Origin of the sequence: Streptomyces sp. NPDC059455 (genome assembly GCF_042750115.1) — a bacterium.
GTDB lineage: Bacteria > Actinomycetota > Actinomycetes > Streptomycetales > Streptomycetaceae > Streptomyces > Streptomyces endocoffeicus.
The window spans coordinates 1-13,053 of record NZ_JBHYVB010000267.1 but is presented as its reverse complement, the minus strand read 5'-3'; the positions used below and the strand labels follow the sequence as shown (position 1 = coordinate 13,053).

Below are 13,053 nucleotides of genomic sequence, written 5' to 3'. Positions count from 1 at the left end.
GGGGCGCTCCCGCCCCGGCGCCCGGCCCGCCCACCGCGGCCCACCGCGCCGACCCCGGGGGGCCGCCCCCCGCCGCGGTGGTCGCTGGCGTTCTCGTGTTCACGGATGACGACAGGGGCTCCCGGGGCGGCTCGTCGGACGATGTCGTCCAGGGCCCGCCGGGAGCGCCGGGCCCCGGCGGTTCCGGGGACCCGGACGGCTCCGGTGGCTCACAGGGCCCGGGAAATCTCGTCACGCCCGCCCACAGCTCCGGGCCGAGCGGCACCACCGTGGTGATCGGCGAGGCCGGTGCCGGGCACACCCTCGATGTCTACGAGGACCTGCGCTGCCCGCCGTGCGCCTCCTTCGACCAGGCGGTCGGGCCGACCATCGCCAAGGACATCAAGGCCGGCAAGTACAAGGTCTCGTTCCACTTCGCCGCCATCCTCGACAAGAACATGGGCGGCAGCGGCTCCGCGAACGCCCTGAGCGCCCTCGGGGCGGCGCTGGACGTGAGCACCGACACCTTCCTCGACTACAAGGCCGCCCTGATGTCGGCGAAGAACCACCCCGAGGAGAGCAAGGACTCCTACGCCGACGACAACCAGCTGCTGACCGTCTCCCAGGAGGTGTACGCGCTCAAGACGAACGCCTCCTTCCGGGAGGCTCTGCGCGTGGGCACCTACGACCCCTGGGCGAAGAAGATGATCGCCGACTTCGACGCCTCCGGGGTGAGCGGCACCCCCACCGTCAAGCTCGACGGCTCCCAGCTGACGGGCAGCGGCGGCTCCACCCCCGCGACCGCGACGGAGTTCACGGACGCGGTGGACAAACAGCTCAAGGGGTGAAACACGCAGGTCAAGGGCGGGTAGCCGACCGCCGGGCCGATTCTTCACATGGTCCCTACAGCCGTTCATGGCAGAATTCGAAGTCATGGACGGCACCGGACCGCAGCTGAGGGCAGTGCGCGCGGCGCTCTTCACAGCGCTGTGCGTCACGCTGTCCTCGGCTTCGCATGTCCTGCTGTCGCGGGCCCCGCTGCCGCTGGGCACCGTCGCCGCGCTCGCGGTGGCCGTCTTCGCCGTCGCGTACGCCCTCGCGGGCCGGGAGCGGGGCTTCTGGTCCATAGCGGCCCTGCTGATCCCGCTGGAGCTGGCCGCCGACACGATCTTCACCACCGGCCAGCAGGCGTGTTACGGACAGTCCGGCGGCCCGGTGGCGGGCTCCCTGCGCTCCATGGGGGTCACCGTGCTGTGCGGGGGCGACTTCGGCGGTCCGCTGTCCGGGGTCTCTCAGAACGGCGTCGCCGGCCCGCTGGCGGCCGCCGTGAGCTCCGCCACCCCCTGGCTGCTGCTCGCCGCGCATATCGCGGTGGGTCTGATCGCCTCGGCCTGGCTGCGGCGCGGCGAGGCCGCCCTGAGCCGTCTGCTGGCCTCCCTGGCCGCCTTCGCCTTCCGGCCGCTGCTGCTGGCCGTCGCGGTCCACGCGGCGGCCCCGCTGCCCCACCGCCGGGCCCCGCGGCCCGTACGGCCGGTGCGCCCGGCACCGCCCCTCCCTCTCCTCGTGCACTCCGTGGTGCGTCGTGGACCGCCCTGCTCGGCCGCTGCCTGAGCACAGCGCTCCACACCCCCGTACGCATTACTGACGACGCACACCCACGGAGATCGAACCATCATGAGCAATCGCAACAGCCAGCAGAACAAGCAGGCCGCGCGCGAACGGCTGCGTGTCGAGCGCGAGCGCCAGGCCAAGAAGGACCGGATGCGGCGCCAGCTGTTCGTCGGCGGCGCGGTCGTCGCGGTCCTCGCGATAGCCGGCGGCATCGGCTACGCCGTCACCAGCATGAACTCGGACGATGCCAACCAGAAGTGGCGGACGGCGGCCGAGAAGAAGACGTTCGCCAAGCCCGCCAACGCCACCGGCCCCCAGGGCACGACGGTCGTCATCGGCGACAAGAAGGCCAAGAACACCCTGCACGTCTACGAGGACATGCGCTGCCCGGTCTGCGCCCAGTTCGAGAAGTTCACCGGCCCGACGGTGCTCAAGGACATCAAGGACGGCACCTACAAGGCGCAGTTCACCATGGGCACCTTCCTCGACGACAACAAGCAGCAGCCCGGCGCCGGCTCCAAGAACGCGCTGAGCGCGCTCGGCGCGGCCCTCAACGTCAGCCCGCAGGCGTTCCTGGACTACAAGGAGGCGCTGTACGCGCCGAAGAACCACCCGCAGGAGACCGATGACGCGTTCGCGAACGACCAGAAGCTGATCGACGTCGCCCAGCAGGTCAAGGAGCTGAAGGGCAACACGGACTTCGAGAAGGCCGTGAAGAACGGCACCTACGACCGGTGGGCGCTGGCCATGTCCAAGTCGTTCAACGACACCAAGGACGTCGACGCCACCCCGACCTTCAAGATGAACGGGAAGAAGCTGATGGTGGGCCAAAACCCGCCGATGACCCCGGACCAGTTCACCCCGCTCGTCAAGCAGGAGCTCAAGAAGTAGCGTCCGGCCCATCCCGGCCCGGGGGGGGGGGGGGGGGCGCGGGGGGGGGGCGGCGCGGCGCGCCCCCCGACGGCGTATGGGCGGACGGCGGTGGCGGTGACCCGGCGGCCTGGGCGGTGACCGGGCGACGACCGCGCCAGTGACCGGGCGACGACCGCGCCGGTGACCTGGCGGCGAGCGCGCCGGTGACCTGGCGGCGACGGGTGGGCGAACATCCCCCAAGCCCCCTGTCCTCGGGGGCTACTTGTCAGTAATCTCCTCGGCCGTGACCGACCTCCACATATCGCGCCGAAGCGCCGTCACGGCCGCGGCGGCCGCCGCCGCCCTGCTGCCCCTCGTCCCGGGCCCCACCGCCACCGCCGCCTCCGGGCCCGCCTTCCTGCACGGCGTCGCCTCGGGCGACCCGCTGCCCGACGGGATCCTGCTGTGGACCCGAATCACGCCCGCCCCCGACGCCGTGCCCGGCTCGGGGCTCGGCCCCGCCGTCGAGGTGACCTGGGAGGTCGCCGAGGACCGGGACTTCCGCTCGGTCGTCGCCCACGGCACCGTCAAGGCCGCCGCCGACACCGACCACACCGTCAAGGCCGATGTGCGCGGGCTGCGGCCCGCCACCGGCTACTTCTACCGCTTCGGCGTGGACGGCGGCGTCCGCTCCCCCGTGGGCCGCACCCGCACCGCCCCCGCATACGACGCCGCGACCGAGGGGTTGCGCTTCGGCGTGGTCTCCTGCGCCAACTGGGAGGCGGGCTGGTTCTCCCCGTACCGCCATCTGGCCGCCCGAACCGACCTGGACGCGGTGCTCCATCTGGGCGACTACATCTACGAGTACAAGAGCGGCGAATACCCGGAGACGAAGGACGTCCTCCGCCCGCACGCCCCCACCCACGAGATCGTCACGCTCGCCGACTACCGCGTCCGGCACGGGAACTACAAGACCGACCCCGACGCCCAGGCGCTGCACACCGCGCTCCCCCTGATCGCGATCTGGGACGACCACGAGTTCGCCAACGACGCCTGGTCCGGCGGGGCGGAGAACCACACGCCCGGCACCGAGGGGGCGTGGGCCCAGCGGGTGGCCGCCGCCAAGCAGGCGTACTTCGAGTGGATGCCGGTGCGCCCCTCCACCCAGGGCACCACCTACCGGCGGCTGCGCTACGGCACCCTCGCCGATCTCCACCTGCTCGATCTGCGCTCGTTCCGCTCCCAGCAGGCGGCCACCGGCAGCGGGGACGTGGACGACCCGGAGCGCACCCTGACCGGGCGCGCCCAGCTCGACTGGCTGAAGTCGGGCCTGACCGCCTCGGACACCACCTGGCGGCTGGTGGGCAACTCGGTGATGATCTCGCCGGTCGCCTTCGGGGCCCTCCCCGCCGAGCTGCTGGGCCCGCTCGCCGAGCTGCTGGGACTGCCCAAGGGCGGCCTGGCCATCAACACCGACCAGTGGGACGGCTATACGGACGACCGGCGCGAGCTGCTCGCCCACCTCACCGACCACGGGATCGGCAACACGGTCTTCCTCACCGGTGACATCCATATGGCGTGGGCCAACGACGTACCGGTGAAGGCCGCCACCTATCCGCTCTCCCGGTCGGCCGCGACCGAGTTCGTGGTCACCTCGGTGACCTCCGACAACCTCGACGATCTGCTCCATGTGGCGCCGCAGACGGTGTCCCTGGTCGCGGCCGCCGCGATCAGGGCCGCCAACCGCCATGTGAAGTGGGTGGACATGGACTCACACGGCTACGGCGTGCTCGATGTCACCCCGCAGCGGGCCCAGATGGACTACTACATCGTCTCGGACCGGACCGATCCGCACGCCACGAGCGCCTGGACGCGGTCGTACCGCACCCAGGCGGGCAGCCAGAAGGTCGAGCGCGCCGACGCGCCCGTGCGCTAGGGCTCGCCCGTGCGTTAGGGCCCACCCGTGCGTTGAAGGCTCAGAGGCTCGCCAGGAAGCCGAGCGCCACCCGCCAGGTGGCCTCGGCGGCCTCCTTGTCGTAGTCCGGCAGCTCGGGGTCGGTGAAGATGTGCCCGGCCCCGCCGTAGCGGAAGACCTCCACATCGGCACCGGCCCGCCGCATCCGCAGATACCAGGCGTTGAGCCAGTCGTGCGGCTCGAACGGGTCGGGGTCGGCCACATGCAGCTGCACCGGCAGGTCATCGGCCGCGGCGTCGTCGGCGATGTCCGAGGTGCCGTGCAGCAGGAGCAGTCCGCGCGCCTTGTCGTCGGCCAGCGCCAGGTTCTGCGCCAGGGAGCCGCCGAGCGAGAACCCGGCGTAGACCAGCCCGCGGTCCGAGTACGGCGCGGCGGCGGTGATGGCCCGTTTCAGCAGTTCGTCCCGGCCGATCCGCTCCTTGATCACCATGCCGTCCTCGACGGTCTCGGCGGTCTCCCCCTCGTACAGGTCCGGCACGACCACCTCATGCCCGGCCGCGCGCAGCCGGCCGGCCGCCTCGTGCACGGCGGGCCGCAGCCCATACGCGGAGTGGAACAGCACAATCGTCGAGGTATCGGCCACCGCCGTCACTTTCCTTCCCGTTTCACTTTCCGTGGATCGCCCCCTCCTATCGTGCCAGTCACAGTCTGAGGACACCCGATCCGGGGAAGGCGGGACAGGACACCCTGGAGTCTCCCCTGGGAAGGATGAGGTAGGTGTCCATGGAGGACGTGCTGCGTCCGCTCATTGTCATCGGCGGCTCACTGGCCATCACGCTGTTCATCGGCTGGGCCGCCGACTGGCTGCTGCGGAGGGTCGATGCCCGGCATCCCGAGACCCCCCTGTGGGGTCATCTGCGCCGCTGTCGGCTCCCTCTTCAGGTGACCGTGTGCACGGCGCTGCTGAGCGGTTCGTACGACGAGACGCAGGCGAGGGTCGTCCAGGAGCACGGGTCGGCGATCGGCCAGTTGCTGGCGCTGGTGCTCATCGCGGCCACGGCGTGGCTCATGGTGCGGGTCTCCTCGGCCGTGGTGGAGTCCTCCTACTTCCGCTACGCCTCCTCCAGCGCGCACGACCCCGCGCGGGTGCGCCGGGTGCGCACCCAGGTGACGCTGATCCAGCGGGTGGTGGCCGCGATCGTCGGCGTGGTGGCGGCTTCGGCCATGCTGCTGACCTTCCCGACGATGCGCACGGTCGGCACCTCCATGCTGGCCTCCGCCGGGATCCTCGGGGTGGTCGCCGGTGTGGCGGCCCAGTCCACGCTGGGGAACCTCTTCGCGGGGCTGCAGATCGCCTTCGGCGACATGGTGCGGATCGGCGACACGGTGGTCGTGGACGGCGAGTGGGGCACGGTCGAGGAGATCACGCTGACCTTCCTGTCCGTACGGACCTGGGACGAGCGCCGCATCACCATGCCGGTGTCGTACTTCACCAACAAGCCGTTCGAGAACTGGTCGCGGGGCGGCACCCAGAAGGTGGCCACGGTCTACTTCCACCTGGACCACACCGCGCCCATCGAGGAGATGCGGGAGCACCTGCGCGAGATCGTGCAGAAGTCCCCGGCCTGGGACGGCCGGGACTGGAACCTGGTGGTGACGGACACCACCCCGAGCACCATCATGGTGCGGGCGCTCATCACGGCGCGGGACCCGGACGACGCGTGGACCGTGCGCTGCGAGGTGCGCGAGAAGATGATCACATGGTTGCGGGACGCCCATCCGTACGCGCTGCCGCGCATCGCCACCGCCCCGGCCGCACAGGCACCGCAGGCGCTGCAGGAGAGCGAGCGCCGCCGTGAGCGCCAGGACCACTTCGCCCGCTTCGAGGACGGGCTGCGCAAGGACGCCCGGCACTCACGGTGAGCCCGGCGGCCCGGCGCTACAGCGACCGTCGCATCGCGCGGTGCGGAATGCCGCCGCCCTCGTCGAACTCGGCGCCGAACGCCTCGTAGCCCAGCCGCTCGTAGAAGCCGAGCGCATGGGTCTGGGACTCCAGATAGACCTCGGCCAGACCGCGCCGGTGGGCCTCCGCCTCGACGGCCCGGACCAGGTCGGCCCCCAGCCCCGTGCCCCGCGCCGCCCGGGTCACCGCGAGGCGGCCGAGCACGGCGGTGGTGGCGCCGTCGACACCGGCGTGGCCGTACTTCTTGTCCGCGGCCGCGCCGTACAGAAAGCGGACGGTGCCCACCGGGCGGCCCCCGCCGTCGGTGGCCAGGAGGTGGACGGCATGCGCGTCGTACGCGTCCATCTCCTCCTCTTCGGGGATCCGCTGCTCCACCACGAAGACCTCGCGGCGGACCGCGAAACAGCCGGACAGGTCCCCGTCGGCCACGACCTCGATCACGCGCTCTCCGCCTTCACGATGTCCAGCGCCCCGCGCAGATCATCCGGGTAGGAGCTCTCGAACTCGACCCATCCGCCGTGCGCGGGGTGCTCGAAGCCGAGCCGCACGGCGTGCAGCCACTGCCGGGTCAGCTTCAGCCGCTTGGCGAGCGTCGGGTCCGCGCCGTAGGTGAGGTCGCCGACGCAGGGGTGGCGGTGGGCCGCCATATGCACCCGGATCTGGTGGGTGCGGCCGGTCTCCAGCTTGATGTCCAGCAGGCTCGCGGCCCGGAACGCCTCGATGAGGTCGTAGTGGGTGACGCTCGGCTTGCCGTCCGCGGTCACCGCCCACTTGTAGTCGTGCTGGGGATGGCGGCCGATCGGGGCGTCGATGGTGCCGCTCAGTGGGTCCGGGTGGCCCTGGACCAGCGCGTGGTAGCGCTTGTCCACGGTGCGCTCGCGGAACTGCTGCTTGAGCACGGAGTACGCGAGCTCGGACTTGGCGACGACCATCAGCCCGGAGGTGCCGACGTCCAGCCGGTGCACGATCCCCTGGCGCTCGGCGGCGCCCGAGGTGGAGACGCGGAAACCGGCGGCCGCCAGACCGCCGATCACGGTGGGCCCGGTCCAGCCGGGGCTGGGGTGGGCGGCGACACCGACCGGCTTGGAGACGACCACGATGTCCTCGTCGTCGTGCACGATGTCCATGCCCTCGACGGGCTCGGCGACGATCCGCACCGGCGGCGCGGCCTGCGGCAGCTCGACCTCGAGCCAGGCGCCCCCGGAGACCCGGTCGGACTTCCCGGCGACGCTGCCGTCGAGCTGCACCTTTCCGGCGGCGGCCAGCTCGGCCGCCTTGGTCCGGGAGAAACCGAACATGCGGGCGATCGCGGCGTCGACGCGCTCGCCCTCCAGACCGTCCGGTACGGGCAGGGTGCGGATCTCGGGAATCGTACTCACCTGACGAGTATGCCGGACCGGGAGCACCGGTTCGTACGCCCGTCGGATACCGGCCGTAACGCCCCTCCCGGGACCGGACCGGTGTCGGCCCTGGTCAGTCCTTGTGGACCGTGCCGTCCGGGTCCAGACCGCGGAAGGAAAGGATCACGATCAGGAAGCCACCGCACACGATGGCCGAGTCGGCGAGGTTGAAGACCGCGAAGTGGGAGGGCGCGATGAAGTCGACGACCGCCCCCTGCAAATCCCCGGGCGCCCGGAAGACCCGGTCGGTGAGATTGCCGAAGGCGCCGCCGAGCAGCAGTCCGAGCGCGATGGCCCAGGGCAGGCTGTGGAGCTTGCGGGCCAGCCGTGCGATCACCACGATGACGCCGACCGCGATCACCGTGAAGACGATGGTCATGGCCTCGCCGAAGCCGAACGCGGCCCCCCGGTTGCGGATCACCTCGAACTGCAGCCAGGTGCCGATGACCTCGACCGGAGCGTGATGCTCCAGCTTCGCGACCACGGCCAGCTTGCTGGTCAGATCGATCAGATAGGCCAGCGCAGCGACCGCCAGGAGCACCCCGACACGCCGCTTCCCCCTGCCCGCCGAGGCCTCACCGGATCCGGCGGCGCTGGTCCCGGCGCCCCCCTCTGCCTTCCCCGCCTCCGGCGTACCGATGGCCTGCTCCGCCTCTGTCACGTGAGTCCCTCAACCTCGTGAGTCTGTCTCCCCCTGTGAGGGACGAGGGTACGGCACACACGTACGGGCGTCAGCGCCGCTCCTGGCGCTGCTTGCACTCGACGCACAGCGTGGCGCGGGGGAACGCCTGCATCCGCGCCTTGCCGATCGGGTTGCCGCAACTCTCGCACAGCCCGTACGTCCCGGTGTCCAGCCGATCCAGGGCCCGCTCGGTCTGCAGCAGCATCTCGCGGGCGTTTCCGGCCAGGGCCATCTCATGCTCGCGGGTGATGTTCTTGGTACCGGTGTCGGCCTGGTCGTCACCCGCGCCGTCGCCTGAGTCGCGCATCAGCCCGGTGATCGCCTCCTCGGAGGCGAGGATCTCGGTGCGCAGCCGGCCGGCCTCGGTCAGCAGCCCGGCGCGCGCCTCGTCCACCTCCTCGGCCGACCAGGGGTCCTCGCCGGGGCGGACCGCGAGCTCGCTGGGGTCGACGGGGGCGCCCGCCGCACGGGCCTTGGGCAGGGGCGGCGCGGTCGTCGTGGCCTTCTTGCCGGTCGGCGCACCACCCGAGGTCTTCTTCGCAACCACTTTCCTGGCTCCCGTCTTCTTCGCGGGCACCGCCTTGTCGGCGGGCGCGGCCTTCTTGGCGGGCGTCTCCGACTTCTTCTTCGGTGCGCTCTTCTTCGCCGCCTTGGCGGCGCCTTGCGCGGCGGCCCTGCCGGGTGCCGCGGTCTTGTTGACGGCCTTCTTGCCCGAGGCGCTCTCCTTGCCGGGCGCGGCCTTCGTCGCCTTCGCCGTGCTCTTCCGCACGGTGGTCTTTCTCGCCACCATGGCCGCGGCCCCTTCACATATTGTGATCTTGCGCGCGAATCGTTCCGGAACGATAAATCGACTCCGGGCGGGCGGCAACGGGGCACGCCGCCCGATTCGCCCGGCTTGCCCGTACGACAACCCGGTCTCCACCGTTGTGCCCCACTCCGCGTCCGGTAATCCGCCCGGGATCCGGCACCCGGGGGTGACCCAGCGTGACTGCCCTGATCGCGGCCCCCGGCGTCCGGCCATTCGGGTCGGTCCGCGGACCCGGCCGTCCCCCACTCGGCGCAGTACCGCAGCAGTGCCCCAGCAGTGACCGAGCAGTGCCATATTCGGTCGGCCCCGGCCTCCTCGGCCCCGTACACTGGGGCGCAGCGAAAGGCATGGATGGGGACGAGTAGCGTCGTAGGCGGCCCAGAGCGACCCGGGGACGGTGTGAGCCCGGGGGCGAGCGCGATGTGAAGGATCACCCCGGAGCCGCCGGAAGAACGCCCGCCCTGGGTCAGTAGAACCGGCATCGCGATCCCAATGAGGGGGCCGGGAGCCAGCCGCTGCCGGTCAAGGAGGGTGGTACCGCGGGAACGCACGGTTCTCGTCCCTCCGACGGAAACGGAAGAGCACGTGTCCGCCGGAGGAAGAAGAGCCCCGATGACGCCGCAGTACCGCCAGGTGCCCGCCCAGGTCGACCTGCCCGCCCTCGAGCACGCCGTGCTCGACTTCTGGCGGGAGAACAAGATCTTCGCCCGTAGCCTCGAGCAGTCCGAGGGACGGCCCGAGTGGGTCTTCTACGAGGGCCCCCCGACCGCGAACGGCATGCCGGGCGCCCACCACATCGAGGCCCGCGTCTTCAAGGACGTCTTCCCCCGCTTCCGCACCATGCGGGGCTACCACGTCGACCGTAAGGCGGGCTGGGACTGCCACGGCCTGCCGGTCGAGCTGGCGGTCGAGAAGGAGCTGGGCTTCAACGGTAAGAAGGACATCGAGGCGTACGGCATCGCCGAGTTCAACGCCAAGTGCCGAGAGTCCGTCACCCGGCACACCGACGCCTTCGCCGACCTCACCACCCGGATGGGGTTCTGGACCGACCTCGACGGCGCGTACTGGACCATGAACCCCGGGTACATCGAGTCGGTGTGGTGGTCCCTCAAGGAGATCTTCGACAAGGGGCTGCTGGTCCAGGACCACCGCGTCGCCCCCTGGTGCCCGCGCTGCGGCACCGGGCTGTCCGACCACGAGCTGGCCCAGGGCTATGAGACGGTCGTCGACCCCTCTGTCTTCGTGCGCTTCCCGCTGACCTCCGGCCCGCTGGCGGGCGAGGCGGCGCTGCTGGTGTGGACGACCACGCCGTGGACCCTGGTCTCCAACACCGCCGTGGCCGCGCACCCGGAGGTGCGCTATGTGGTCGTCACCGACGGCGAGGAGAAGCTGGTCGTCGCCGAGCCGCTGGTCGAGAAGGCGCTCGGCGAGGGCTGGACGGTCACCGGCGAGTCCTTCACCGGGGCCGAGATGGAGCGCTGGAACTATCGGCGCCCCTTCGAGCTGGTGGAGATCCCCGACGCGCACTACGTCGTCAACGCCGACTATGTGACGACCGAGGACGGCACCGGTCTGGTCCACCAGTCCCCCGCCTTCGGTGAGGACGACCTGCTGACCTGCCGGGCCTACGGGCTGCCGGTGGTCAACCCGGTCCGCCCGGACGGCACCTTCGAGGAGGGCCTGGACCTGGTCGGCGGCCAGTTCTTCAAGAAGGCCGACGAGGCGCTGACCGCGGACCTCAAGGAGCGCGGGCTGCTGTTCCGGCATGTGCCGTACGAGCACAGCTACCCGCACTGCTGGCGCTGCCACACGGCGCTGCTCTACTACGCCCAGCCGTCCTGGTACATCCGCACCACCGCGATCAAGGACGCGCTGCTGCGGGAGAACGAGAAGACCAACTGGTATCCCGAGTCGGTCAAGACCGGTCGCTATGGCGACTGGCTCAATAACAACATCGACTGGGCGTTGTCGCGGAATCGCTACTGGGGCACCCCGCTGCCCATCTGGCGCTGCGCCGAGTCCCACCTCACCTGCGTCGGCTCCCTCGCCGAACTCTCCGAGCTGACCGGCACCGACCAGAGCGGTCTGGACCCGCACCGGCCGTACATCGACGCGGTCACCTTCACCTGCACCGCCGACGGCTGCTCGCTGACGGCCGAGCGGGTGCCCGAGGTCATCGACGCCTGGTACGACTCGGGCTCGATGCCGTTCGCGCAGTACGGCTACCCGTACCGCAACAAGGAGCTCTTCGAGCGGCGCTACCCGGCGCAGTTCATCTCCGAGGCCATCGACCAGACCCGCGGCTGGTTCTACACGCTGATGGCGATCGGCACGCTCGTCTTCGATAAGTCCTCGTACGAGAACGTGGTCTGCCTCGGTCACATCCTGGCCGAGGACGGCCGGAAGATGTCCAAGCACCTGGGCAACATCCTTCAGCCCATCCCGCTGATGGATCAGCACGGCGCGGACGCGGTGCGCTGGTTCATGGCCGCGGGCGGCTCGCCGTGGGCCGCCCGCCGGGTGGGCCACGGCACCATCCAGGAGGTCGTGCGCAAGACGCTGCTCACCTACTGGAACACGGTGGCCTTCCAGGCGCTGTACGCCCGCACCTCGGGCTGGGCGCCGTCCGCGGCCGACCCGGCCCCGGCCGAACGGCCGCTGCTGGACCGCTGGCTGCTGGGCGAGCTGGGCACGCTCACCGAGCAGGTCACCGAGTCCCTGGAGGCGTACGACACCCAGCGCGCCGGAAAGCTGCTGTCGGCCTTCGTCGACGACCTGTCCAACTGGTACGTACGCCGCTCCCGCCGCCGCTTCTGGCAGGGCGACGCCGCCGCGATGCGCACCCTGCACGACGTCATCGAGACGGTCACCCGGCTGATGGCGCCGCTGGTGCCCTTCATCACCGAGCGGGTCTGGCAGGACCTGGTCGTCCCGGTGAGCCCGGAGGCCCCGGCCTCCGTGCACCTGACCAGCTGGCCGGAGCCGGACCGGACGATGATCGACCCGGCCCTCTCCGAGCGGATGGCGCTCGTGCGGCGCCTGGTGGAGCTGGGGCGCGCGACCCGTGCGGAGTCCGGTGTGAAGACACGCCAGCCGCTGTCGCGCGCGCTGGTCGCCGCCTCCGGCTTCGAAACCCTCGGCGCCGAACTGCGCGCCCAGATCGAGGAGGAGCTGAACGTCTCCTCGCTCGCGTCGCTGAGCGAGGTCGGCGGCTCGCTGGTCGACACCACCGCGAAGGCCAACTTCCGCGCCCTGGGCAAGCGCTTCGGCAAGGGCACCCAGCCGGTCGCCAAGGCGATCGCGGAGGCCGACGCGGCCGCGCTGTCGGTCGCGCTGCGCAAGGGGAACGCGTCGGTCGTGGTGGACGGCGAGACGGTCGCCCTCTCCCCCGACGAGGTCATCATCACCGAGACCCCGCGCGAGGGCTGGTCGGTCGCCTCCGACGCGGGCGCCACGGTCGCCCTCGATCTGGAGATCACCCCGGAGCTGCGGCGCGCGGGTCTCGCCCGGGACGCGATCCGGCTGATCCAGGAGGCCCGTAAGAACAGCGGACTGGATGTGGCCGACCGGATCGCGCTGCGATGGCAGTCGGCCGACGAAGAGCTCCGTCAGGCCCTTGCCGACCACGCCGAGCTGATCGCGGACGAGGTCCTCGCGACCGACTTCGCGGCGGGCAACGGGGAAGAGGGCTACGGCGACGAGTTCACCGACACCCCGCTGGGCCTGACCTTCCGCCTCCGCAAGGCGTAACACTCCGCCGGGAGTTTGTTCCCCTACCCGCCCCTTCCCACAACCAGGGCTCCGCCCCGGACCCCGGTCCTCAATCGCCGGACGGGCTGAATT

At 71.0% G+C, this 13,053-nt stretch carries 11 protein-coding genes; 6 read left to right on the top strand and 5 right to left on the bottom strand.

Annotated features, from left to right (window positions below; all coding sequences use genetic code 11):
* From ACFXB5_RS48235 to ACFXB5_RS48220, 4 genes are all read left to right on the top strand, one after another.
* Positions 1-827: thioredoxin domain-containing protein (locus tag ACFXB5_RS48235; protein ID WP_385221018.1), on the top strand; the 827-nt coding region annotated here is incomplete at its 5' end.
* A gap of 85 nt (positions 828-912) precedes the next feature.
* Complete coding sequence (locus tag ACFXB5_RS48230) at positions 913-1,590, top strand: hypothetical protein (RefSeq protein WP_385221024.1); 678 nt, start codon at positions 913-915, stop codon at positions 1,588-1,590.
* A gap of 63 nt (positions 1,591-1,653) precedes the next feature.
* The gene (locus ACFXB5_RS48225; protein WP_385221015.1) at positions 1,654-2,481 is read left to right on the top strand and encodes a thioredoxin domain-containing protein; all 828 of its coding nucleotides are present in this window, start codon (positions 1,654-1,656) and stop codon (positions 2,479-2,481) included.
* A gap of 265 nt (positions 2,482-2,746) precedes the next feature.
* A complete protein-coding gene (locus tag ACFXB5_RS48220) occupies positions 2,747-4,378 on the top strand; it encodes an alkaline phosphatase D family protein (protein WP_385221011.1) in 1,632 nt (543 codons plus the stop codon).
* Positions 4,379-4,418: 40 nt separating this feature from the next.
* Here ACFXB5_RS48220 and ACFXB5_RS48215 read toward each other — a convergent pair whose 3' ends face one another.
* Positions 4,419-5,009: a dienelactone hydrolase family protein gene (locus tag ACFXB5_RS48215; protein ID WP_385221008.1), complete on the bottom strand. Its 591-nt coding sequence runs from the start codon at positions 5,007-5,009 to the stop codon at positions 4,419-4,421.
* Between the two features lie 131 nt (positions 5,010-5,140).
* Between ACFXB5_RS48215 and ACFXB5_RS48210 the strand changes: the two genes are divergently transcribed.
* Positions 5,141-6,280, top strand: a complete 1,140-nt coding sequence (locus tag ACFXB5_RS48210) for a mechanosensitive ion channel family protein (protein ID WP_385221021.1) — start codon at positions 5,141-5,143, stop codon at positions 6,278-6,280.
* 16 nt (positions 6,281-6,296) lie between these two features.
* Here ACFXB5_RS48210 and ACFXB5_RS48205 read toward each other — a convergent pair whose 3' ends face one another.
* From ACFXB5_RS48205 to ACFXB5_RS48190, 4 genes are all read right to left on the bottom strand, one after another.
* A complete protein-coding gene (locus ACFXB5_RS48205; RefSeq protein WP_385221006.1) occupies positions 6,297-6,761 on the bottom strand; it encodes a GNAT family N-acetyltransferase in 465 nt (154 codons plus the stop codon).
* A complete protein-coding gene (locus ACFXB5_RS48200; protein WP_385221003.1) occupies positions 6,758-7,699 on the bottom strand; it encodes an RluA family pseudouridine synthase in 942 nt (313 codons plus the stop codon). The genes ACFXB5_RS48205 and ACFXB5_RS48200 overlap by 4 nt, the downstream gene beginning before the upstream one ends.
* A 94-nt stretch (positions 7,700-7,793) precedes the next feature.
* A complete protein-coding gene (lspA, locus tag ACFXB5_RS48195) occupies positions 7,794-8,381 on the bottom strand; it encodes a signal peptidase II (protein ID WP_385221000.1) in 588 nt (195 codons plus the stop codon).
* Between the two features lie 70 nt (positions 8,382-8,451).
* Positions 8,452-9,192 carry a TraR/DksA family transcriptional regulator gene (locus ACFXB5_RS48190; protein ID WP_385220997.1) on the bottom strand — a complete coding sequence of 247 codons (741 nt, stop codon included), beginning with the start codon at positions 9,190-9,192 and terminating at the stop codon, positions 8,452-8,454.
* 630 nt (positions 9,193-9,822) lie between these two features.
* Here ACFXB5_RS48190 and ileS point away from each other — a divergent pair.
* Positions 9,823-12,960: an isoleucine--tRNA ligase gene (ileS, locus tag ACFXB5_RS48185; protein WP_385220994.1), complete on the top strand. Its 3,138-nt coding sequence runs from the start codon at positions 9,823-9,825 to the stop codon at positions 12,958-12,960.
* Positions 12,961-13,053: the final 93 nt, after the last annotated feature.

What these genes read in the sequence shown, in the direction of transcription:
- ACFXB5_RS48210 (WP_385221021.1), top strand. Translation starts at nt 5,141, where the DNA reads ATGGAGGACGTGCTGCGTCCGCTCATTGTCATCGGCGGCTCACTGGCC.
- ACFXB5_RS48225 (WP_385221015.1), top strand. Translation starts at nt 1,654, where the DNA reads ATGAGCAATCGCAACAGCCAGCAGAACAAGCAGGCCGCGCGCGAACGG.
- ACFXB5_RS48230 (WP_385221024.1), top strand. Translation starts at nt 913, where the DNA reads ATGGACGGCACCGGACCGCAGCTGAGGGCAGTGCGCGCGGCGCTCTTC.
- ACFXB5_RS48190 (WP_385220997.1), bottom strand. Translation starts at nt 9,192, where the DNA reads ATGGTGGCGAGAAAGACCACCGTGCGGAAGAGCACGGCGAAGGCGACG.
- ileS (WP_385220994.1), top strand. Translation starts at nt 9,823, where the DNA reads ATGACGCCGCAGTACCGCCAGGTGCCCGCCCAGGTCGACCTGCCCGCC.